The 22,719-nt window shown below is 57.1% G+C and carries 22 protein-coding genes; 13 read left to right on the plus strand and 9 right to left on the minus strand.

Features of this window, described 5'->3' with window-relative positions:
- Nucleotides 1-63: 63 nt before the first annotated feature.
- A complete protein-coding gene (locus tag ACN0XZ_RS00645) occupies nt 64-510 on the plus strand; it encodes a MarR family winged helix-turn-helix transcriptional regulator (protein WP_417455768.1) in 447 nt (148 codons plus the stop codon).
- Between the two features lie 102 nt (nt 511-612).
- Here ACN0XZ_RS00645 and ACN0XZ_RS00650 read toward each other — a convergent pair whose 3' ends face one another.
- A complete protein-coding gene (locus ACN0XZ_RS00650; protein ID WP_417455769.1) occupies nt 613-2,157 on the minus strand; it encodes a peptide MFS transporter in 1,545 nt (514 codons plus the stop codon).
- A 232-nt stretch (nt 2,158-2,389) separates the two neighbouring features.
- On the minus strand, nt 2,390-4,306 hold the full coding sequence (locus tag ACN0XZ_RS00655; RefSeq protein WP_417455770.1) for an alpha/beta hydrolase family protein: 1,917 nt from the start codon (nt 4,304-4,306) through the stop codon (nt 2,390-2,392).
- Nucleotides 4,307-4,476: 170 nt separating this feature from the next.
- Here ACN0XZ_RS00655 and ACN0XZ_RS00660 point away from each other — a divergent pair, with 170 nt between their 5' ends.
- The 3 genes from ACN0XZ_RS00660 to ACN0XZ_RS00670 all read left to right on the plus strand — a co-directional run bounded on the left by ACN0XZ_RS00660 (nt 4,477) and on the right by ACN0XZ_RS00670 (nt 7,443).
- The gene (locus ACN0XZ_RS00660; RefSeq protein WP_417455771.1) at nt 4,477-5,400 is read left to right on the plus strand and encodes a fatty acid desaturase family protein; all 924 of its coding nucleotides are present in this window, start codon (nt 4,477-4,479) and stop codon (nt 5,398-5,400) included.
- A 111-nt stretch (nt 5,401-5,511) separates the two neighbouring features.
- Entirely contained in the window at nt 5,512-6,759 is a 1,248-nt protein-coding gene (locus ACN0XZ_RS00665) for a serine hydrolase domain-containing protein (RefSeq protein ID WP_417455772.1), read from the plus strand.
- 87 nt (nt 6,760-6,846) lie between these two features.
- The gene (locus ACN0XZ_RS00670; protein WP_417455773.1) at nt 6,847-7,443 is read left to right on the plus strand and encodes a methyltransferase family protein; all 597 of its coding nucleotides are present in this window, start codon (nt 6,847-6,849) and stop codon (nt 7,441-7,443) included.
- Between the two features lie 68 nt (nt 7,444-7,511).
- Here the strand turns inward: ACN0XZ_RS00670 and ACN0XZ_RS00675 are convergent, their stop codons facing one another.
- The 4 genes from ACN0XZ_RS00675 to ACN0XZ_RS00690 all read right to left on the minus strand — a co-directional run bounded on the left by ACN0XZ_RS00675 (nt 7,512) and on the right by ACN0XZ_RS00690 (nt 11,554).
- Nucleotides 7,512-7,787 (minus strand): hypothetical protein, encoded by a 276-nt coding sequence (locus ACN0XZ_RS00675; protein ID WP_417455774.1) that lies wholly within the window; start codon nt 7,785-7,787, stop codon nt 7,512-7,514.
- A gap of 96 nt (nt 7,788-7,883) precedes the next feature.
- A complete protein-coding gene (locus tag ACN0XZ_RS00680) occupies nt 7,884-9,974 on the minus strand; it encodes a TonB-dependent receptor (protein WP_417455775.1) in 2,091 nt (696 codons plus the stop codon).
- Nucleotides 9,871-10,287 (minus strand): c-type cytochrome, encoded by a 417-nt coding sequence (locus ACN0XZ_RS00685; RefSeq protein ID WP_417455776.1) that lies wholly within the window; start codon nt 10,285-10,287, stop codon nt 9,871-9,873. The genes ACN0XZ_RS00680 and ACN0XZ_RS00685 overlap by 104 nt, the downstream gene beginning before the upstream one ends.
- A complete protein-coding gene (locus tag ACN0XZ_RS00690; protein WP_417455777.1) occupies nt 10,274-11,554 on the minus strand; it encodes a PQQ-dependent sugar dehydrogenase in 1,281 nt (426 codons plus the stop codon). Before ACN0XZ_RS00690 ends, ACN0XZ_RS00685 begins: the two co-directional genes overlap by 14 nt.
- Before the next feature lie 265 nt (nt 11,555-11,819).
- Between ACN0XZ_RS00690 and ACN0XZ_RS00695 the strand changes: the two genes are divergently transcribed.
- From ACN0XZ_RS00695 to ACN0XZ_RS00710, 4 genes are all read left to right on the plus strand, one after another.
- A complete protein-coding gene (locus ACN0XZ_RS00695) occupies nt 11,820-12,338 on the plus strand; it encodes a GNAT family N-acetyltransferase (RefSeq protein WP_417455778.1) in 519 nt (172 codons plus the stop codon).
- A gap of 15 nt (nt 12,339-12,353) precedes the next feature.
- Complete coding sequence (locus tag ACN0XZ_RS00700) at nt 12,354-12,941, plus strand: nitroreductase (RefSeq protein ID WP_417455779.1); 588 nt, start codon at nt 12,354-12,356, stop codon at nt 12,939-12,941.
- A gap of 53 nt (nt 12,942-12,994) precedes the next feature.
- Nucleotides 12,995-14,404 (plus strand): protein adenylyltransferase SelO family protein, encoded by a 1,410-nt coding sequence (locus ACN0XZ_RS00705; RefSeq protein WP_417455780.1) that lies wholly within the window; start codon nt 12,995-12,997, stop codon nt 14,402-14,404.
- 113 nt (nt 14,405-14,517) lie between these two features.
- Nucleotides 14,518-15,282: an alpha/beta hydrolase family protein gene (locus tag ACN0XZ_RS00710; RefSeq protein WP_417455781.1), complete on the plus strand. Its 765-nt coding sequence runs from the start codon at nt 14,518-14,520 to the stop codon at nt 15,280-15,282.
- Nucleotides 15,283-15,286: 4 nt separating this feature from the next.
- Here ACN0XZ_RS00710 and ACN0XZ_RS00715 read toward each other — a convergent pair whose 3' ends face one another.
- Nucleotides 15,287-16,348 (minus strand): serine hydrolase domain-containing protein, encoded by a 1,062-nt coding sequence (locus ACN0XZ_RS00715; protein ID WP_417455782.1) that lies wholly within the window; start codon nt 16,346-16,348, stop codon nt 15,287-15,289.
- Nucleotides 16,349-16,457: 109 nt separating this feature from the next.
- Nucleotides 16,458-16,886 (minus strand): iron-sulfur cluster assembly scaffold protein, encoded by a 429-nt coding sequence (locus ACN0XZ_RS00720; protein ID WP_417455783.1) that lies wholly within the window; start codon nt 16,884-16,886, stop codon nt 16,458-16,460.
- Nucleotides 16,887-17,120: 234 nt separating this feature from the next.
- Between ACN0XZ_RS00720 and folE the strand changes: the two genes are divergently transcribed.
- The 3 genes from folE (at nt 17,121) to ACN0XZ_RS00735 (ending at nt 19,122) form a co-directional block, all read left to right on the plus strand.
- Nucleotides 17,121-17,762 (plus strand): GTP cyclohydrolase I FolE, encoded by a 642-nt coding sequence (folE, locus tag ACN0XZ_RS00725; RefSeq protein ID WP_417455784.1) that lies wholly within the window; start codon nt 17,121-17,123, stop codon nt 17,760-17,762.
- Between the two features lie 84 nt (nt 17,763-17,846).
- A complete protein-coding gene (gene hisI, locus ACN0XZ_RS00730; RefSeq protein WP_417455785.1) occupies nt 17,847-18,260 on the plus strand; it encodes a phosphoribosyl-AMP cyclohydrolase in 414 nt (137 codons plus the stop codon).
- The gene (locus ACN0XZ_RS00735; protein ID WP_417455786.1) at nt 18,250-19,122 is read left to right on the plus strand and encodes a trypsin-like serine peptidase; all 873 of its coding nucleotides are present in this window, start codon (nt 18,250-18,252) and stop codon (nt 19,120-19,122) included. Before hisI ends, ACN0XZ_RS00735 begins: the two co-directional genes overlap by 11 nt.
- A gap of 245 nt (nt 19,123-19,367) precedes the next feature.
- On the opposite strand, the gene ACN0XZ_RS00740 is transcribed toward ACN0XZ_RS00735, so the two are convergent.
- Nucleotides 19,368-21,575: a putative bifunctional diguanylate cyclase/phosphodiesterase gene (locus tag ACN0XZ_RS00740; protein WP_417455787.1), complete on the minus strand. Its 2,208-nt coding sequence runs from the start codon at nt 21,573-21,575 to the stop codon at nt 19,368-19,370.
- Here ACN0XZ_RS00740 and ACN0XZ_RS00745 point away from each other — a divergent pair, their 5' ends adjacent.
- Together ACN0XZ_RS00745 and ACN0XZ_RS00750 are read left to right on the plus strand one after the other, a co-directional pair.
- Nucleotides 21,576-21,974, plus strand: a complete 399-nt coding sequence (locus tag ACN0XZ_RS00745) for a hypothetical protein (protein ID WP_417455788.1) — start codon at nt 21,576-21,578, stop codon at nt 21,972-21,974.
- The gene (locus tag ACN0XZ_RS00750) at nt 21,968-22,708 is read left to right on the plus strand and encodes a hypothetical protein (RefSeq protein ID WP_417455789.1); all 741 of its coding nucleotides are present in this window, start codon (nt 21,968-21,970) and stop codon (nt 22,706-22,708) included. The genes ACN0XZ_RS00745 and ACN0XZ_RS00750 overlap by 7 nt, the downstream gene beginning before the upstream one ends.
- The last annotated feature ends 11 nt before the right edge of the window (nt 22,709-22,719 follow it).

A 22,719-nucleotide genomic window follows, 5' to 3' on the forward strand; every position in this document is an offset into this window, starting at 1 on the left:
AATAATGCAATTATGTTGATATCAACATATTGACTTTTGCGTTGATATCAACATAATCAACGCATGTCAAAGGAAGATTTATTGCCATTTGGTGTCACTCTGCATGTACGGGATCATTGCCTGTGTATGCACCTGCAACGTGCTGCCCGCGCAACTGCCCGGCTGTTTGATGACGCGCTGCGCCCTCATGGGCTCACAAGCGGCCAGTTCTCGCTTCTCATGTCACTCAACAGACCCGAACCGCCTACGGTAGGCTCTGTTGCGAACCTGCTCGCGATGGACCGCACCACCCTGACCGCCAACATCAAACCCCTCGTCCGCCGTGAGTTGATGGAAGTGGCGGTTGACGAGGCCGACCGGCGCAGCAGGCGGCTTAAGCTGACAGAGGCAGGCCGCAAACTGTTGGCAGAAGCTTTCCCTATCTGGAAACAAACCCATGAAGAAGTGGATGCCCGTCTGGCACCGAGCGATGCCCAGCACCTGCGGGCAGACCTGATCCGGCTTTCTTGACCAAATAGTCACGCCTTTCTCACGGAGCGCAGACGTGCAACTGAAAAGGCCCCACGGAAAACCGCAGGGCCTGATCATTACTATCTATTGTCGCACCAGAGCTTAGTGAACCCCGTGCATGCCTTTACGCAGGAGCGGTGTCAGCAGGAGGATAAAGATCCCCACGCCGCCGCTCAGGTAACCAATGGTCGTATAGACATCGATGGTAGCCACGATATCGAGCGTGCCAGAATCGGCGCCGTGTCCGCTGCTGCCGGTAAGCGAACTGATCCAGCCAGCAACATAGTTGCCGAGTGCCGTGAACAGGAACCACGTCCCCATCAGCATGCCGACAATTTTCGCGACGCTCAGTTTGGTCACCATGGAAAGGCCAACCGGGCTCAGGCACAGCTCAGCCAGTGTGAGCGAGAGGTAAATGAACGCAAGCCAGATGAAGCTTTTGCTCGTGCTGTCATCAAGGCTCATACCCCATGAGAAGACAATATAACCAAGGCCGATAAGCAGCATGGCGATACCAAACTTCGCAGGTGTTGATGGTTCAAGTTTCTTGTTGGCCAGTGCCACCCAGAGCCACGCCATCACAGGTGCCAACAGCACGATAAAGAGCGGGTTCATCAGCTGCACCTGGCTCGCCAGAACATTCATGCCCAGCACATCAAGGTTGAACTGCTGGTCCGCAAGCAGTGTCAGGCTCGCTGCCTGCTGCTCAAAAAGTGCCCAGAAAACAGACTGAATAGCGATGAGGAAACACGCCACGATCAGACGGTCCCGCTCAACCTTCGTGCACTTGGTAAAGGCATACACAAGGATGAGAGCGATCATCACAAAGCCGGACAGGCCAAGAAGCTGGCCGACGAATGTCTGATACTGCATCAGGACCCAGCTCACCGCGACCATCACAAGGCCACCGAGGTAGATGGTGTATTCCTTGTTGAGGCCGATTGGTGACTTTTCTTTCAGCTCAGGCGGGTTTGGTGGCTCGGCACGGCCGTCAAGCAGGCGCTGCCCCCACAGGAACACAAGAAGGCCGAACAGCATACCAATGCCCGCGAGGCCAAAGCCGTAGTTCCAGCCGTAGGTTTCGCCCACATACCCAACAAGTGCGGTTGAGAGAAGCGAGCCCACATTGATGCCCATATAGAAGATGGAAAAACCACCGTCGCGGCGTGGGTCGTTCGGGCCATAAAGCGCACCAACAATGGTGGAAATATTGGCTTTAAGGAAACCAACACCTGCGATAATCAGCGCAAGCGCGAGGAAAAACAGGTTCAGGTAAAAATCATTCCTGACAACTGTATCACCATCCATAAAGGCAGCGGGACCGTGGAAACCCATCAGGCCGTGCCCAAGCACCAGCAGGACAGCACCGTAGGTTACCGCCTTGCGGCTCCCGAGATAGCGGTCAGCCATATAACCGCCAATGATTGGCATCATATATACAAGGCCAGCGTAGGCCCCGTAGATCATGCTCGCTTTTTCAGCGCTGAAAAGGTGATATTTCACCAGATAAAGCACAAGGATTGTGCGCATGCCATAGTAGGAGAAACGCTCCCACATCTCTGTCAGAAAGCATACCACCAACCCGATTGGGTGGCCAAGAAGCTCGCGCTCCTGCGACCCTTCGGTCGAAACGACTGTGTCGGACATCTTCACCCCTTAATATTATGTACAGGGCCGCTTTTTGCTTTTTTAAGTCAGCGACCTCTCCCCAGTGCGCCCTTATGACGGGCACAGCATCCTAAAAACCATAAATCGGGGACGGGAGAAAGCAAAATTGGCGAAAATAAGCCATTTACGCATACCGGACATTTCCGCCAAGCGACATCAGCGCGGGAGCCTAGAGGAATGACATCGCTGTCTGCCATCAGCACAAACAGCCTTAGTCGAGCCCATGCAGCCCGATGTGAGCATTCAGGAAATTGAGCATGCCGCTATAGTAAACACGCTTGTCACTCGCGCGTCTCAGCTGATGTTCAGCCCCCTTGAGGGTGATGAAATTATGCGGCTTGTTCAGGTTCTTGAGCGCGCGGGTCATCATCTGCCCATGGATATAGGGCACGTTGCTGTCTTCAGTGGCATGCAGTAACAGCACCGGCACCCGGATAAGGTCCGCGCGGTTAAGGGGCGACCGCCGCCTGAGCGCATACTCAGACAGCCGACCCTTGATTCGCGGGACCGTAAGGTCATGGAAGCGCCGCGTCTCAAGATATTGCACCAGAAGCGGCAGGGACGTAACACCATTGAGGCTCACGGCACAGGCGATCAGGTCGTCATCCTTGATCGCCGACATCAACGATGCATAGCCCCCGTATGAACCCCCAACGGCACAGATACGCTGCGGGGAGGCAATCTCCATCTCCACCAGCCACTCAAGGGAGGTACGCACATCGTCCTGCATGTCGCGGCCCCACTCCGTATAGCCCGCCCGCTGCCATGTCATGCCAAAACCGCTTGAGCCGCGGAAGTTTGGTTGCAACACACTATAACCGTTTGCGGTGAGCCAGCTCACAAGCGGGTTGTAGCCGTCTGTCACCCTTTTGACCGGCCCGCCGTGAATAAGCACAACAGCGCGCCCGGTTGCACCACCCTCTGGTGTGCTGAGAAGCGCGTGCATGTTCCCACGGCGCCTCGGCAGCGGTATCCACACCCCCCGGGTTGAAGGTTTAGGCAGGGCCTCATCCTCGGCCTCAAACGGCAAGGCTTTGAGGCTGGCTTCCTCCGCGTCATAGAGATAGTAGCGCGACGGGGCGTATTTGAGCTTTTGGCGATAAAGCATGCGCCTGCCGTCATAACTCGCGGAAACAAGCGTGAGATTATCGGCCCGCGCCTGAAAGCTCGCGTCCTCGAGCTTCATCCGGTAGGCGTCCTGCCAGATGATATCCTGCGCGTCATCCGCCATATAAGAGGCGCCAACCGCAATCGCCGTCACCGGGTCGATAATCGCAGATGAAATATCAAAACGCTTGTGCCCAGCCAGCTTGCGGATCAGGCCGCCCTCTTTTGTATCCATGCGCCAAAGCGCGCGGGTGTCGCTGTCATGAGCTGAAAGCACCAGCGCTGTCGCGCCGCCCGTTTCAACCGCCAGCACGGAGCGCACATCGCCGCTGAAAAAATCCTCATCGCTGATGCGTTGCCAGGCACCGCTCGCGGTGCGGCCATAAAGGCGTTGTCGCCTGCCATCAAATCCCTCACCCAAATGGACCTCTCCTTCAGGCGACGCCCACCAGCGCACCACCGGCGCCCAACCACCAACAATCTTTTCGCTTTCCCCCGTGATGGCATCAACCTGGTAAACGGCAGGGTATCCGGGCACACCCGCGTCTTCCCACTGCAACAGTATCTTGGTCGGGTCATCCGGCAGGGCGCTTAAAAGCACGGGCGGTAGTTGATCCGGGCGCGGTCCTTCCCCGTCAATAAGCGGGCGTAGGCGGCGGATATGCGCATCATAAAGCACGAGGCCATGCTCATTGAGGGAGATAAGCAGCCGCCCGTTGCCAACCCATGAAATCCAGCTCAGGTCCTCATAGCGGTAGGGCAACACTTCGGCGGTATCCGGTTCTCCATCCGCATGCCAGACAATCAACTCAGCCCCATCACCCACCCGACGAAGGGCAGAAAGATAATGTCCGTCCGTTGAGAGAGAAAGCGCCGCCAAATAGGGCACCTGCACCAGGCGCTCAAGCAGTTCTTTTTTGGCAAGGCTCAACCCATGAGCCGCCGGCAATAAAAAAGACCAGAGCATAACCGCAATGAACGCGGCGCTAACCTTCCTCAGTTGACCCAAAACCGAAACCATATCCATATTCTACCAAGCGATTGCTGAAACACAATTTCCAGCCCATGCAGCAACCGCGCCATTTGAAACCCCCGCCAACCATTCTACATCATATTCATGGACCGAGCATTCCAGTAATTACTGCCATCAATTCTATGCTAGAATGCCGGGACGGGGGAAGAGGGAACACCATGTCGACACAGTGGCAAAGCATCAAACCGTCAGATATTCTGACAAAAGAACAGTCGCATGACCTCAGGCAGCGCTCGGATGCGATGGGCTTTTGGCTTCTTTTGCACTGCTGGGGAGTGATCGCGGGTGCGATGGCGCTTTATGCCGTCTATCCCGGTGTTATCACCTTCCTGATCGCCGCTATTCTTATCGGCAGCAGGCAGCTTGGTTTTGCGATCCTGATGCATGAGGGCAGCCACGGCATGCTCTTTAAAACACGCTGGTTAAATGAAAACCTCACAAGCTGGTTTGCCGCATGGCCGATGATCCTGCGCATGGAAAGCTACCGCAAGCGCCATATGGCGCATCACCGCTTTACCCGCACGGAAGATGACCCGGAAAACTATCTCTACACACCCTTCCCTGTCTCGAAAGAGAGCATGATGCGGAAGGTGCTGAGGGACCTCACGGGCATCGTTTTCATCCGCACCCATATCGGCATCTTCCGTTTTGTGCGCGGAGAACCCGCGGGACGCATGGCGCGACTGAAATCCTTTTACCTTGGTCCTATCATCTTCTATGCGCTTTTCATCACAGGCTTCGCGCTTGCCGGGCGGCTTGATCTCTTTTTCCTGTGCTGGCTTGTGCCCATGCTGACCACCCAGCAGCTTTTCCTGCGGGTGCGCAACATCGCGGAACATTCCACGATGCCAGACCTCAACCATCCACTGAAAAACAGCCGCACAACACTTGTGAGCCTATGGGAGCGCATGACATTCGCGCCCTATTATGTGAACTATCATATCGAGCATCACATGCTGCCTTTTGTGCCCTGCTGGCGCTTGCCTGAGGTGCACCGCATCATGCTTGAAAAAGGCTTTGGCGAAGAGATGGAAATTCGCCGCGGCTATTGGGATGTGCTGAAACTCAACGCCACCGGCTGACACGCCACCAGCGGAGCGGGCCGCCTAAAATTTTTCGAGGCTGGCGTGCACCAAAAGCTGCGCTACAAAAATCCGGAACAACAACCAAAACATCTGTATGCGAGGGATGCCATGACCAAAACCACCAAACGGGCCATATGGGCAATCGTCATTATTATCGCCATGCCTGTGGCCTATTATGGTTATACTATCGGTTCTGCTTTCAGCCGCATGGCGTCCTATTACGATCTTGAGCACATCACGGAAAACTATCGCCGCACGAAGGACTTTTTCAACACAACCACCGTGCACGCAAGCGGCACACCGTGGCAGTTCAAATATGCCAAACGGGATATCCCCGACACTTATGTCTATGATGGCGAGGAACGCTCGATCGCTGAGTTGATGGAGATCACCGGCACCACCGGCCTCCTCATCGCCAAAGACGACACCATCCTGTTTGAAGAATATTATCAGGGCGAGAAGGAAGACGACCGGCACATCCAGTTTTCCGTCACCAAGAGCTTCATCTCGGCGCTGTTTGGCATCGCACTTGAAAAAGGGCAGATCAAGAGCATTGACGACCGGGTGGAGAAATACCTGCCGGAGATGGTGGGCACCTCTTATCAGGGTGTAACGCTCAAGGATATCCTCACCATGTCATCCGGGGTGCGCTTCACGGAAGATTACGGCGACCTCACCTCAGACGTGAACCGCATGTCCATGGTGATTGGCACCGGCGGCAGCCTCAATGATTATGCCACCAGCCTTGAGCGTGAACGCGAACCCGGCACCTTCAATGATTATGTGAGCGTCAACACCCATGTGCTTGGCATGGTGTTGACCCGCGTGACCGGCAAAACGCTGACCGCCCTTCTTGAAGAACAGATCTGGCAACCGCTAGGCATGGAACATGACGCCTATTTCCTCATAGACGGTCACGGCATGGAAGTAGCCATGGGCGGCCTTCAGGCATCGCTGCGCGATATGGCCCGCATGGGCCGCCTGTACCTGAATGAAGGCAACTGGAACGGCACACAGATTGTGCCCGCAGATTGGGTGCACGCCTCGGTGACGCCAGACGCACCGCGCCTGATGGCAGGGTTTGATAACCCCAATTCAGACAGCCCATACGGCTACGGCTATCAGTGGTGGACCCCATCAAACCCGCACGGGGATTTCATGGCGGCAGGCATCTATAGCCAGTATATTTATGTGGACCCCACAACCGGTATCGTCATCGCCAAAACCAGCGCGAACAAGGGCTACAACGACCCCAAAAACAAGCTGCACATGGATATGATCATCACCGCGTTTCAGGCAATTTCCGCCGCCATCGGTGGTGAGGCGGAAGGCACTCAGCTTGCAGCCGCCGACTAGCGGAATTTTCCTCTTGAGCCTGTAGTGGCTACAGGCTTTACGCTCAGGCCATATCAGGTAAACTCAGGCCCGAGAGAGGAAACCGCCTTGTCCAAATATGATATGATCGCCCTATATGGCCCCGTGGCGCTGATCGTGCTGGCACTCGTGTGGGGTTTTGCCCGTATCGCGTACCTGAGCCGGGCTGAAGATGTGAGCGTGCTGGCGTTCATTGGCCGCAGCCGCAGCGGGCCGGAACTGGTGCTGGGCGCTGTTGCCATTGTGCTCGACCTTTACCTGCTGCTCCGGCCTTTTTTGCCTGCGCTCGACGGTTTTGCCATGGCAGGGCATACGCCCGTTGGCCACTTTGGGGTGCCCATCATGGCGCTTGGTGTTGGCATCGCGGTCCTTAGCCAGATGGACATGGGCAAGGCTTGGCGCATTGGTGTGCCGCGCGAAGTGGAGGCAAGCCAAAGCCTCGTCACAACAGGGCTTTACCGTTTCTCCCGCAACCCGATTTATGTGGGCATCATGCTGTTTGTCGCTGGTAGCGCCATTGTTATACCGGGGCCCGTGACCATTCTGTCCACCATCATCACCTTCGTTTTCATGAACAAGGTGATCGAGGCGGAGGAAGCTTTCCTAAAGGATGCCTTTGGCTCAGAATTCGACGCTTACTGCAAACAAACACGCCGTTGGCTATAGGCGGACTGGCTGCAAACAAAAAAGCCGGAGCGTTTGCCCCGGCTCTCGTATCACTTCACTTTGAAGGCCTAGTCGACGTTCACCTCAACGTCAGCACCGTGGCCTGTACGGCAGCCATAAACAAGCTCGCCGCCTCGTTCCGTATTGTCACGGATGAAAAGCGAGGTTCCTTCCGGGCAACCAAAGGACACCCGATCACCATCAGGCAGTTTTACGGTCGCACGACCACCGTCCCAGTCGTGGCGGCTGGGTGAATAATGGCCTTCTTCCCCGTCGATCGAAATCGAACAGGCACCAAGGCCCAGGCAAAGTGTAGATACAAGTATGGCGTCTTTTATACGCATGGGTCATCTCCTCAACTGTCGCTATCAATGTCTTTGTAGACTTTTTTCTATATCGGATTGATACAGAGACGCGTGACCAAGCGCAACAATAAAATTCTAGAAGCCTACCCGCACACCCAAGCGCCAGAAGCGTCGCTGCGCCAGGGTTTCAAACCCGTCAGCCGTCACAGCAGAAACAACACGGGCACCGAATATATTCTCGGCTGCGGCTGTGAGGCTCACGGTCTCGTTCACCTGATAAGCTGCGCTCATATTCGCAGTTGCAATACTGCCCAAGCGCCGCAGGTTCTGGTCATCATCATATTGGCTGGAGGTGAAGCGCATATCACCCTGCAGGGTAAACGGCCCACCCGTGTCATAAGCCAATGCGAGGGTGAGAGCATGTCTGGGTGTTTGCACAGGCCGCTTGCCAATAAGCTCAGGCATGGCATCAAACCGGGTAATGCGCGCGCGGGCGAACAGATAATCCGCCCGCAAGGTAACGCCCGGTTGCAGCAACAGCTTGCCTGAAAGCTCCACCCCGTCTGTGATGCTTTCGCCGATATTCGCGCGCTGGCGCAACACGCCACCATCAGGCACAAAACCGCCAAGCGGGAAGAACCCCGGCCCAAACCCGATGGTCACATTGCCCACACCGTCCTTCAGCCAGTTGCGGAAGACAGTGGCTGAGAGCTTGAAGGTATTAAGCGGCTCATAATCAAACCCCAATTCCATGCCGTAAAGCTTTTCAGGCACGAGGTCGGGGTTGGCTTCGGTAATGTCGTTCACCACCCGGAAAGGGCGGTAATATTCATTGAGGGTGGGCAGACGCCAGCTACGGTAAGCCGCCGCGCGCATATCAATGGCACCCGTAAGCGCCACCAACGCCCCCAACCGGGCAGACGGCTGCCAGCCACCTCGCGCGGGCACCTCATCATCCCGCAGCACGTCGCTACTTGTGATATCACGCTCAACGCGCGCGCCGCTATAACTGCGCCAACGGTCAAGCCTGAGCGTGGCAGACATACTGCCCCAATCATCTGTGTGGCTCAGCTCACCATAGGCACCCAGTGTCCATTGATCCCCACCCGCCGTGCGGTCGCGGGTAAAGCCATCACCCAGGTTGCGGAACCGCTCGTTGGTCTCCCCGCTCGTGCGCCTGCCGTCGATACCGACCTCAAAACCACCAACCTTGAGGCGCGCAAGCATACCTGCCCCCCACGCGGGCACATCATATTGGTCAAGCACTGCGAGTTCGGTCGTGCGCGCGTCCCGGGCAGAGGAAAAGACATTCTCGAATGCGCGGGCACGGTAATAGCTCACCACCTCCCACTGCCCCTCGCCCGCAACACCTGCGAGTGTGAGCGACGCGTCCACCGCTTCTGTGCTGTTGATTGCGAGGGCGAGGCCGTTTGTGCGCGCCTCACGGAAGTAACGTAGCGTACCGCGCGCGGATACGGCGCCAAAATCATGCTCCAGTGTGAGTGCGGCATGGCTGGCCTCAGACGCCGCGGGCACGTCTACCGGACCACGGGCATCGGCACTCACCAGATAATCACCATCCGTTTGAAAATGGCCGGCGCTTATGGCGGCATCAGCACCCCCAAGTGCGAAGCCCGCGCGCCCACTAAGGCTGAAGCTATCGTTCGCGCCAAACCAGCCTTCAAACGCCGGGCGTGTGTCTGCTGCGCTCCGGCTCCTGATATCGACAACACCGGATAGCGCCTGTGCGCCAAAGGCCCCTGCGCTGCCGCCCGGCAACACCGCTACCTCCGCCAGATCCCCAGCCGCGAATGAGGACCAGAACACCCAGCCACCAAACGGGTCGCCCATAGGTACACCGTCAAGCGTTACCAGCACGCGCCCGGCGGCGTTCGCGCCAATGCCGCGCATGGCAAGGCCCTGTGTGGTGGGGTGGGCTGTCAGGCTGTTGGCCCGGCGGAACAGGCTAAGGCCCGGCTGAGCTGCGAGCTGGCTGTCGAGCCGCAAACCGGCATGATCACCGGGCACAAAAGTGACACGGCGCTGCCCGGAGACAAACACCGGCAAGCGTCGTTCCACAACGGCAATTTCCTGCCAGCCGTCAGCGCTGTCGTTTGTTTCGCTATTCTGGCTGAGCGGTGCCTTCAAGGCCTGCGCGCTTGCGCCGCTCATGCACATCAGCGGCAGTGACAGCACCACCAGCGTTTTCAAAATTGGTTCGGACATAAGAGGCAATCAGCGCAATATCTTCATCGGTTAAATAGTCGAATGGCGGCATCTCGTTGGAATAGTCGCTCATGCCGGGCTCCACCGCCGCGCTGCCCAACAGGATCATGTCGATCACCCCGCCGATGTCACCATTCGCACGCGGGCTCAGGATCAGCTCGGGCTGCATCATCGGCACGCCACCACCATCAAACTGGTGGCATGAAGCACAGTTTGCCTCATAAAGCGCGCGGCCGGTCTCCGCTTCCTCAGCGAAAGCTGTGGGGGCAAGCGCAAGCATGACCCCTGCGCATAGGAGCTTATTTCCCTTCATATACCACCTTCCAGATGCGACCGCCTGACATCAGGCTTGAGAAATAGATGGCACCATCATCAGCCACCAGCACGCCGGTTGGGCGGTGTTTTGCATCGCGGGGGCTCATCACAGGGTCTTCGCCTGCGAACCCATCCGCAAAGGTGACCCAATCGCCTGCGAGGTTTCCGTCCGCGTCCATTGGCGCATACACCACGCGGTATCCGGCCTGGGGTTTAGGCGCCCGGTTCCATGAACCATGAAACGCGATAAACGCACCGGTGCGCCAGCCCTCAGGCAGTGCGTCCGTGCGCGGGAAAGAAAGGTCGTTTGGTGCCCAGTGGCCGGGGAAGGCAATCAGCGGTTCCTGCCCCCGGTCAGACAGCATCTTACCGTCACCGCCATATTCAGGCATCTTCACCCGGCCTTTGATGCTGGCGTCCACATAGCTGTAGGGCCAGCCCAGGTCTGCCCCTTCTTCCACCCGGTGAAATTCTTCTGCGGGCAGTTCAGCGCTCTGGGTTTCATCGTAAAGATCTGGGAAAAAGCTGTGCAACTGGTCCCGCCCGTGCTGTGCGATATAAAGCGTATCCGCGTGCGGGTTCCAGTCAATCGCCATGGCGTTTCTTATTCCGGTTGCGTAACGAACCCCGTCCGCCTGCGTTTGGCCGGGTTTGTTGGCATCAAAACGCCACACACCGCCAAACTGTTCAAGGATCGGGCATGGGTCCATGCCCGGTGAGCCTTTGGTGCGCATCTTTTCCATGCAGGCGTTTGAGGGCGCGCCAATGTTCACATAAATATGGCCCGCGTCATCGAAGGTGAAAGGCTTGGCTGAATGCTGGCGCTCGTTGGGGAAGTCTTTCACAATAACTTCCGCCTCACCTTCCGGCGCACCTGCCTCAGGCAACGGCCAGCGCATGACCGCCTCATCTGTTGCAAAATAAAGGTAATTTCCGTTTATGCCCATGCCGGTGCCCGCCATGCCGGGTGCAAAACCCTGCCGCACATCCGCCACACCGTCGCCGTCGCTATCAAAAAGTGCAACGGCACCAAAACCGTCCTGCTGGCGCGCCAGTGCCACATACACCCAACCACTACCTGAGGCTGCCATATGGCGCGCGCGTCCAATGCCGTCGGCAAACACGGTAGCGCGGAAACCGGGCGCTACCTTGATACCCGTGTCAGCATCAACCGCCTGGGCATCCGTTACCCCCATAATGGCTTGATCCGCATGGCTTGTGGCGCTTGCACCCATCAGGGCGAGCGCGAGCAATGTCGCTTTCATAAACTGCCTCCAGAAAAAATTTCACTAGCTATAGCCCAAACTTCAGCCCGCGCAAACCAACAAGAAAGTGAACAATAAACACAAAGACTAAACCTAAGCGTTTGTAAAAAAAGATGAATAAAAGCTATGGTCTTTTTGGTCTTTGACTAATAGTGTCACAAATCTACATGGGATTTCAGGCAAAATGCCATGTATGGCGACAGCATAAAGGCGTCGTCCGTTTAAATGAATTTTATACTTTTGTGAATTCGGGTCACTCAGGCACATGCAAGTAGACAGCGTAAAAGACATTTCGCCCTTCGTGGCGGACCTTAATGAAATATTGGTTGAGACAGTGGCTGCCGGTGCTTCAATCGGCTTCCTGCCCCCTGTCGCGCCCGAGCGCGCTGACGCTTACTGGCAGTTTGTGCAGAACGCTGTGTACTCGGGCGAACGGCTCATTTTCATTGCCCACGAAGAAGGCCGCGCTTATGGTGTTGTACAGCTTCGGCTGACCCAAAAGGGCAACGGTGTGCACAGGGGTGAAGTTGAAAAACTGATGGTGCACCCAAACTCTCGCGGCCACGGCATCGGCCACAAGCTGATGGTGGCGCTTGAGCATAAAGCATGGGAGATCGGGCGCACGCTGATCCTCCTTGATACCCGCCGGGGTGACGTGGCAGATGGCCTCTATGGCCGCATGGGTTACACACGCTTTGGCATTGTACCCGCCTTCACCATTGACAGCGACGGTGCCAAACATGATACCTGTTTCTTCTACAAACAGTTGTCCCCATCCAAGTAAGCGAGCAAGCGTATCATGCCGTTCAACACACCGAACGCCGCCACCTATGACCTTCTGATGAACCGCCGTAGCGTAAAAGCGCGCGACATGGTTGGCCCTGGCCCCGACCGGGCCGATATTGAGAAAATCCTCGCGGCGGCGCTGCGCGTGCCTGACCACGGCAAACTGTTCCCGTGGCGGTATCTGGTGCTTGAGGGAGCTGCCCGCGAAAAACTTGGTGATGTGATCGCAAAGGCGCTCATTGAAGAGAATGAGACCAGCGAGAAAGTGGCAGAAAAGATGAAGGGCTATGCAACCCAGGGGCCTGTGCTCGTGGTTGCCATCTCAAGCGTTCGGGAAGAAAGCACCATCCCGGTGTGGGAGCAGGAGCTATCAGCAGGTGCCGCGTGCCAGAATATGATCACCGCCGCAACCGCTCTCGGATACGCCTCCTGCTGGCTCACCGGCTGGGCGTCCTATAGCCCGACCGTGAAAGCTGGCCTCGGCCTCAAGGCCAATGAAAATATCGCCGGGTTTATTTTCTTCGGCAATCAGGCGGATGAGCCGAGCGAGCGCCCCCGGCCAGAGTTTGACAACCACGTGACTTGGGGTTTCCCCGAATAAGGTGATAGGGTTCACCCCAAAGCCCCTTTCAACTTTCGGGACCTGAGCACCACATGCCTTTCAGTAAAACCTATAGCCCTGCCCCCGCTTTCCCCAACCTTGGCGAAGGCTTTGGCGACGAGGTTCAGGCGGCTGCCTTCCCAAAACATATCTTGCGTTTCCGGAACGACCGCGCGGCGAGGACCGTTGGGCTTGAAAGCCTGAGCGATGAAGAATGGACCAAACATTTTGGTGCTTTCCTGCCGCTTGAAGGCAACCTCGCAAAACCCATCGCGCAGCGCTATCACGGCCATCAGTTCAGGAGCTACAACCCCGATATCGGCGACGGGCGCGGCTTTCTTTTTGCGCAAATGCGGGATGATAAGGGCCGCCTGATGGACCTTGGCACCAAAGGCTCTGGCACCACCCCCTACAGCCGGTCAGGTGACGGCAGACTCACGCTCAAAGGCGGTGTGCGCGAGATTATGGCGACAGAACTTCTGGAAGCGCTCGGCGTTTACACAAGCCGCACCTTCTCGCTGATTGAAACGGGTGAAAGCCTGACGCGGGGGGACGAACCCTCCCCCACACGCTCAAGTGTTATGGTGCGGCTCTGCCACGGCAATATCCGCATCGGCACCTTCCAGCGCCACGCCTATTTCACGGACACAGACCGGATAGAAGCACTGGTGGACTATTGCCTGAAGCATTACTTCAGCGCGGAGCCCAAGGGCAGCGCCGCTGACCGTGCGCTGATCTTCCTGCGTTTTGTGATGGAGCGGGTAGCGGTGCAGGCAGCCGAGTTGATGGCTGCCGGTTTTGTGCACGGTGTACTGAACACAGACAATATCAACATCACTGGCGAGGTGTTCGATTTTGGGCCGTGGCGCTTCCTGCCGCAGATGGAGCTTGGTTTCACCGCTGCCTATTTTGACGAGACAGGGCTTTATGCCTACGGCAGGCAGCCCGACGCGCTGCACTGGAATATATACCAGCTTGGTGGTGCGCTTGCAGATATCTGTGAAGAGCAGGCACTCAAGGACGTGCTGGAGCCCTTCCCGCATATCTACCTCAAGGCGCTCAGGGAAAAGCTACTGGCCCGCCTTGGTGTCAAAGCGAAGGGCGACAAGAAAGACGACGCCCTCTTAACCCTCATCAATAATTTCATGCTCAAGGGAAAATTCCCTTATGAGCGTTTCTTCTTTGACTGGTATGGCGGCGGCATAAGCGCCAAACGGGCAGAGGCAAGCCCTGAGGCTGAACGTTATCACGCCGATGCTGAGCTTAGTGCTGCGCTAACAAGCTATGAGCCCGCATGCGCTGAGGCCCTCAAGCATCCCTATTTCAGCGACGCTGCGCCCTGCACCATGCTGATTGATGAGGTCGAGGATATCTGGTCCCACATCGCGGAGCGCGACGACTGGCAACCGCTTTATGGCAAGATTGACGCGATCCGGCGCATGGGCGAAGCGCTGGGAAACTAAAGTGCGTCAACAGGTTCCCCTCAAGGCAACCCAGTGTTGCGCAGGAGGACGCTAGCACCATCACACATCGACCTTATCTTAGACCTACCGGTGAGGCCGATGAGGAGGACAAAATGCCCGCAACAAAGATCACATTCAAAGGTGCGCTCGGCGCTGAACTCGCCGCAAAACTGGACGCGCCCAAAGGCAACCCCCGTGCCTATGCTCTGTTCGCTCACTGTTTCACCTGCGGGAAAGACCTGAACGCCATCAACCGTATTGCCAAAGCCCTCAATGACGACGGCATCGCCCTGTTCCGATTTGATTTCACCGGACTTGGCCGCTCAAACGGGGATTTTGCCAATACCAATTTCTCATCTAACGTCGCAGATCTTCTGGCTGCGGCGGAGTATATGCGGCAAGAACTTGAAGCACCGTCCATCATGGTTGGTCACAGCCTTGGCGGTGCCGCAACCCTCGTGGCCGCTGGGCATGTACCTGAGGTGAAAGCTGTCGCAACAATCGCCGCGCCATTCGATAGCAAGAATGTGCTGAAACAGTTCAGCGAAGACCTGGACAGCATCGAGAAAAATGGTGAGGCGACAGTGTCATTGGCTGGACGACCCTTCAAGATCAAACATCAGTTTGTGGAAGACGCCCGCGCCCAGAATGTTGAAACCGCTATACGGCGCTTGAGAAAACCCCTTCTGGTAATGCATAGCCCCGTTGATGAAACTGTCTCGGTTGACCATGCGCGCCGGATTTTTGAAACAGCAAAACACCCCAAAAGCTATGTATCTCTCGACCGCGCAGACCACCTGTTGATGCAGCGCCCGCATGACGGCATTTATGTCGCCCGCGTGCTTTCCGCCTGGGCAAGCCAGTATCTGGATGCCTGAGGGGTTATCGCCCCTGATGCACCGCGCCGCGCTCATAAGCTGGCAGAATGTAGCGTTCCAGCATCTCGGTGGTCTGCTCATGCATGCCCGGTGTGTTGTAATTTGTTGAGGTTATCACCGTCACCAGCTTGAGGCTTGGGATCACCACCACCTTATTGCCGCCGTTGCCAGACATGTAATAGGCGGGATAACTGGCGCCTGTTGTGACGCTTTTAAACTCACCCACCCACCAGAGGTATCCATACGACGTGGTTTCATCCACGCTGACCTGCGGGCTTGTCATCGCACTTGTCCAACCCCTCGGGAGCAGCCGCCTGCCGTGCCACATGCCGCCTGCCCGCACAAGCTCTGCCACTTTCCATAAGCTCCGGCTTGAAAGCAGCAAACCGCCACCTGTCTGTTCTTCCGCAGAGGGGGAGCGGTACCATTCATACTCCCTGATCCCCAAGGGGCCGAACAAAACATCATCCGTGAACTCATCCATGCTGAGCCCGACAGCGCGTTCAAGCAACTGCCCGATCAGGAAGCTGCCCGCCGTACAATAGCGAAACGGGCCAAAGCCGTCCTCATTGCGTGCATAACCCTCCATGGTTGGCAGGTTCAGTACAAACTCTGTCCAGTTCGCCCGCTCATGCATCTTGTCTTCATAACCGGGGGACGCGGGGTCACTATCGTTGCAAGCAAGGGCTGACGACATGGTCATCAAATCCCGCACAGTAATCTCGCGCTTCGTGTCAGACATATTGTCATGCGGGCCGACATCACCAAAAAACTGAAAGACACGTTCGTTCTCATCGAGTAGCGCACCCTGGTATACAGCCGCGCCCACGGCCATGCTGGTCAGGCTTTTGGTAACAGACCGGGTGTTGTGCAGCGAGCGCACATCCCTGCCCGCGAAATAATACTCATCAACCACCACACCGTCTTTTGCGACCAAGATGCTGGTGATATTTTTATACTCACCGTCCTTGGTGGCCTGCACCAGTTCATCTATTGTGGTGTTGGCACTTAGGGGCAGTGTTGCTGCGGCAATCATCATGGCAGCAGCCATTAACTTGAAGGGCATGGGTTTCCTCTCCGCACAGGGTTTGAGCGCCTGATCATTGTGGCAAAATGCGTTCTCATCGTGATACGCGCCGTGATACGCGCATGATACGCATCAGTGCGGGTTGAGCCTACTCTGCTTTCTCGGCAGCGGCAAATATACCTTCAAACACCTCAAACGGCAGCATGACAGAACCGTGCCTGCCCGGGTGGTCCTGCACCGGCGCCAGAAGGGCCAGATCTTTCCATTTTTCGGGGAAGTTTGCCTCACCCGTTTGCACCATGGTGCGGAACCGCGCGGCGATATCTGCAAGCTCTGCTTCACTAAGGCCGATAGCGTGCTGGCCCACAATGGCGGCCGTTGCCTGGCCAAGCGCGCAGGCTTTCACTTCCCAGCCAAATGTTTTGATACGACCCAGCACGAGATGCGCGTCAGCACTGATGCGGCTGCCGCAGATGCGGCTGGTTTTTGTAACCGTCACATCAGCCGCCACCAGTCGTTCCTGATGTGGGATGCGCGTGGTCCAGCGCAATATCTCGGTATTATACAGCTCGGTCATATCTGCTCATTCGTCAGGGCGCCGGAGGTGATCCGGCGGACACTCCTGTACGTAAAACCATCAGGCCCGGTTGCCAAGGGACAAAATTGTGATGTGCCGCAATCTTGCGTTTCCCTTGAATTCCCGGTAATCCTGACCATATCAACTGATGTTCGCGCACAGGATAGCGTGAACCTACATACTGCCCCGGCACTCTCTGCCATGAAGGGGCCTCATCCACAGAAAGGAATTTTGATGGATGCCGTACTTGAAAGGGCCGAAAATGGCTCTGAACTGAAGGTCATCCCGGAAGGTGCTCGTCCGAGCGCTGGTGGCCGTCCATCGCGCGCCGAAGCCGAGGCTGCTGTGCGCACGCTTATTCGCTGGGCTGGTGACAATCCGAGCCGCGAGGGCCTTCTTGATACCCCGAAACGGGTGGTGAAAGCCTATGAGGAATTTTTCGCGGGCTACACGAAAGACCCGAAAGAAATCCTCGCCCGCACCTTTGACGAGGTTGCCGGTTATGACGATATGGTCGTGCTGCGCGGCATTCGGGTAGAAAGCCACTGCGAACACCATATGGTGCCGGTGCAGGGTACTGCCCACGTGGCCTATATGCCAAACGGCAGTGTGGTGGGCATCTCCAAACTTGCCCGCATTGTGGAAGCTTATGCCCGCCGCTTGCAAACACAGGAAACCATGACCGCGCAAATCGCGGACGCGATTGAAAAATACCTTGAGCCCAAGGGCGTTGCCGTAGTGGTGGACGCTACCCACCAGTGCATGACCTGCCGCGGCGTAAAGCATCATGATGTTTACACAATCACCCGCCAGTTCCGTGGTGTTTTCCGCGAAGCCGATCAGGAGCGTCGCTTCTGGGACATGATCCGCGGCTAGTTGGCGCAGCGCTAAAGTGTGACTTGATGAAGCGGCACATCTATCCGATGATGCCGCTTCAGATATTTATGGAACCATCCACCGATGAAATTTGCAGACCGAAGCAACAAAGCCGCCCTTGAAGATGGGCTGGAGTTCGCCCCCAAGTTTGACGAGCGCGGGCTGATCCCCGTCGTGACCACATGCGCGACCACGGGCCGCGTGCTGATGCAGGCCTGGATGAACGCAGACGCGATCGAGAAGACCATTGAGACGGGAGAGGCGCACTATTTCTCGCGGTCCCGCCAATCGCTTTGGCATAAGGGTGCAACCTCGGGCGAGTTTCAGGTGGTGAAGGATTTCCGCACCGACTGTGACCAGGACAGCCTATGGCTGGTGGTGGACCAAAAAGGGGGCAAATGCTGCCATGTGGGGCACCCAAGCTGTTTTTACCGCAGCATCCCCCTTGGGCAGGTGCTAGGGCCTGATCAAACCGTGAAACTGTCTGATGAAACTTAAAACCACGCTTCTGCTGCTTGGGCTCGCGGCCCTGTTCTCAGCCCACGCCTTCGCCCAGGAAGGGGTGACCGAAAGTGCTGAGGAGAAGCTTCGAAAAATGCGGGAAGCAGGCAACGCGCCTGAAACTGTGGTGACGAGCTTTCACCGCCCGGCAGCAGACAGCACCATAGCGCCCTGGCGCTCCATCGGGCGGGTCAATATCGGCGGGCGGGCGCACTGCTCGGGCAGCCTTGTCGGGCCTGACCTTGTGCTCACTGCCGCGCACTGCCTCTATTCCCGCGCACAAGAGGAGCTGGTGGTACCCGGTGTGGTGCATTTTGTGGCGGGCTATCACGCTGGCGGTTACGCGGGGCATTCAAAAGTAAAATCCTATGTTGTGAGCCCTGAGTTTGACGGCACCAAAGGCGCTTCACATGAAACCCTGCAATATGACTGGGCGCTGCTGACGCTTGAGGAGCCCATCGGTGATAGCGTCGGGTATCTCGCCTTCCCCGGCAACATCACCATCAGCGCGGACGGCAAGGTGAATACGGTGCTGCAGAGCCCCATCATCACAGTGGCGGGATATCCGGGTGACCGGGCGCATCTTCTCTCGCTTGAAGAGAACTGCCGCATTCATGCCGCCGCCCAACGTGGGCACGTGCTGGTGACAGATTGCCTGTCTATCGGCGGTGACAGCGGCGGCCCCATCCTTCAACAGGTGGGCGATACTTGGCAGGTGATCGGCATCCAGACGGCCAGCACCAAAATCGGCGGCAAAGTCGCCAGCATGGGCGTGTCCCTCATCGCGTTCTGGCGGGACTATGTCGCGCTAAAGGATGCCGCAGCTACCGCTACATCTTCTGAAAATGCTATAAAGTAACATTTCACCGCATCCCACCATCCGTCCACCGCATCTTGGTTGTGAATAACCGCACCCGAGGCGAGCATCGCATCATCAAGGCATCATAATGCTGACGGGGATAGATATGCACGACAGCGGTGCGATAGTTTGAGGTCAACATAAGGTGCTCCGGCTGATTGTCCTCTCCGGAGTATCCTCCTGTCAAAGCAACTGCCCCGCCTTCAAACGCGGGGCACTTTTTTATCCACACCAGCGATGAAAGGTTACGCCGTCTGGCTGAGGTCCGTGTCATGTTTGTGGCCGCCGATCAGCTCACTATAATGCGAGATCGGCATGGGTTTGCCGGTATAAAAACCCTGCACTTCGTCCCCATGTTCAAGCCGCAGCATGGCGAGCTGGGCTTCGTTCTCCACCCCTTCCGCCAGCACCGGAATATCAAGCCCGTGGGCGAGGCCGATCATGCCTTTCACAATCCCAAGCGCCTGCTGGTCGTCTTTGAGGTCGGTGATAAAGCTCTTGTCGATCTTGAGTTTGTCGAACGGGAACTGCCGCAGGTAACTGAGCGAAGAATAGCCTGTGCCGAAGTCATCCATCGCCAGCAGGATGCCCTTTTCCTTGAGCCGGGTGAGCATGGCAAGCGCGCGCACCTCGTCTTCAATCAGCACCCCTTCGGTGATTTCAAGCTCAAGTCGGGTGGCCTCAAGCCCGCAGTTCTCCAGCATCGCCTCCATCTTTTCAGGCAGGTTATCGTCCACGAACTGAAGCGGGGAAAGGTTCACGGCGATGCGGAGCGGTTTGTTCCAGCTCGCGGCCTCACGGCAGGCCTCGCGGAATATCCATTCCCCGATATCGACGATCAAACCGCTTTCTTCCGCGAGCGGGATAAACTCAACGGGGGAGATGATCCCGCGCTCTTTGTGCTGCCAGCGGGCCAGCGCTTCAAAGCCCGCGATCTCGCCTGAATCGATATCAAACTGCGGCTGATACAGAAGGAATATCTCCCCCTCACCAAGCGCGCGGGAAAGCTCCAGCTTCAGCTTGCGCCGATCCTCAAGGGCCCTGTCTGCCGCCAGCTCGTAAAAACAGAAAGTGCCGCGTCCCTGCCCCTTGGCCTTTTTCATCGCGATTTCGGCGCGCGCCAGAAGGTGGGCTGGTGTTGTGGCATCGTCAGGCGCCATGGCCGTGCCCACGCATGCGGTAAGCTTGATCTCCTGCCCGGCCACAGTGAAAGGTTGCGCCAGCTTGCGGCGCAGGCGCTCATGCAAAAACTCAGCACTTTCCTGTAGTTTCACCGCCTCCTGCACAATGCAGAACTGGTCTGCGCCAATTCGGGCTACGGTGACCATACCGCGCAAGCTGCCAGACAGCCGCCCCGCAAAAAACTTCAGGAGCTGATCGGCGGACCGCTGGCCAATGGCGGTATTCATTTCCTTGAAACCGTCAATGTCCAGATAGTGCAAAATCACTTTCTGCTCGGCTTCCTCAGCCGCGTCCATGGCGTGTTGCAACCTGTCCATCATCAACTGCCGGTTCGCGAGGCCCGTGAGCACATCATAATTGGCAAGGAAGTTGATGCGTTGCTCTGCAGCGCGGCGCTCTCTGAGGTCTCGCACCACAGCAACATTGTGGGCCTCGCCACTTACAATCGCGCTTTTGAAATAAAGCTCGGTCGGTATCTCTTCTGCGGTCGCGCTCACAAGCGTCGCTTCCTCGAGCTTCATGCCCGCTTCCGCCATTTCGGTGATGGTTTGCCCGCTTGGGAAATCCCGGAAGTAGCGGGAGAATTCGGCACCGCTCAGCCCGCGCATCGAATTGCCCACCAGCGAGAGGAAACTTTGGTTCGCGTTCACGATATGACCACCATGGTCAACCACCACGATGCCCTCAATCGCCGCATCGGCAAGGCTGCGCAGCCGGTCAACTTCAACGGCGCCGTCCCTGTTCACCCTAAAATCAGCCACCGCCATGGCAAGGCTCGCGCTCAAAAGCGCAATCGCCGCGATCGTGACACTGAAGCCCATCACCGTGTCTGACACCAGCTTTTCGGGTGCCACAAGGCCTGGGTCCATATTAACGCTGATGCCTGCAACCGCCACCACATGCAGGGCGATCATGGCACCCGCAAGCAAAAGGGCGGCGAGTATCTGCCGCACCGCGTCATCCGTTTTATGCATCACCACGAACGAGGCACCAGAAAGCGCAACACCCACAATAAGCGCTGTGCTGCTGAAGCGGGGATCGAAAACAAGGGTGCCCTGCACGGAGATGCTCGCCATCTCGATAAAATGCGTGGCCGCAATACCGGCGCCGACCAGAATACCGGCAAGAAGCCGCGCCCGCCGTGTGCGGTTATAGGTTGCGATCACAAAGCCCGCGCCAACCATGGCGATGCTTAACACCCCGGCCACGCCGCTCATCAGCACACTATGTTTCACCGGCATGCGCAGGTCCCACCCAAGGGAGGCCATCATATGCGTCGCCCATATGCCGCAGCCAACGGAAACCGCCGTAATGACAAGCCAGCGCTTGCGCTCCTGCTCGGCACACACCCGCGCACGCTGGAACAGGAAGAGACAGGTTACCGCGCAGAAAAGCGCGAGAAAAAAGGCGAGAACAAGCACCCTGAAATCATGCCCATGCAGAAGGCTGTCAAAAATCTGTTCAATCATACCAACGCGCTACTTGCCCCCAACACACCAAACGGCCTTTTGCCGCGCGACCCGGATACCATAGAGCCTTTATTAAGCCGCAGGACAATTGAAATTCTGTTAACCGCGCTTATTTTCCTCGCCCTCCACGCGGGTCCATTAGCCTTCACGGTGCGGGAGTGGTATGATAGCGCGGTTGACCCAAGGAGGCAGCCTTGCTGAACGAGCTATATATCTCGCTGATGTCACGCACCGCGCCGGGCGCGCGAAAGGGCGGCCTTGCCCGTGAGGTTGCAGGCATTCGCGGGCGCTATAGCCGCCAGAAAAACGCGTGGGAGAACCACCTTCAGCACACCAAAGAATGCATCAGCGCCCATTTGCATGAAGCCGAGGCGGCAGAACCCATTTTGGTGCTTGGCGCGGGCCTCTGCCTTGACCTGCCGCTTGATGCGCTCAACACCCACCCGGCAGGCGCACTGCTGGTTGATGCGGTTGAACCGCCCCGCGCGCGGCGGCTATTGAAACAATACGAAAATCTGTCGTTTGAGCTGAGCGACCTCACCGGCTGTCTGGCGTCTGACAAAGCCCCGCCCAAGGTTGCCCCCATCCCGCTTGTTGGATACGGCATGGCTATAAGCTGCAATATCCTGAGCCAGCTCGCGCTGCCGTTCGCATCAAGCCCGCCTGAGAATGACGAAGAAGCAGCGTTAACATCCAACCTGCAAGACGCCCATATCAGGGCGCTGGTGGCCATGAATTGCCCCGCCCTTCTGATCACAGATTATGAACGTGTTGAAATGCACGGAGACCACGACCACATCGTCAAAACGGTGGACAGGCAGCACCTGCCGGGCGCCCCGCTTGAGACATGGCAGTGGTATATCGCCCCAAAGGGAGAGGTAAACCGCCACCTTGATATCCGCCTCAATGTGGGTGCATGGCTTTTGAACGCATAATCATGTGGCAT

This window comes from Kordiimonas sp. (assembly GCF_048264555.1).
In the GTDB taxonomy this organism is placed as follows: Bacteria; Pseudomonadota; Alphaproteobacteria; order Sphingomonadales; family Kordiimonadaceae; genus Kordiimonas.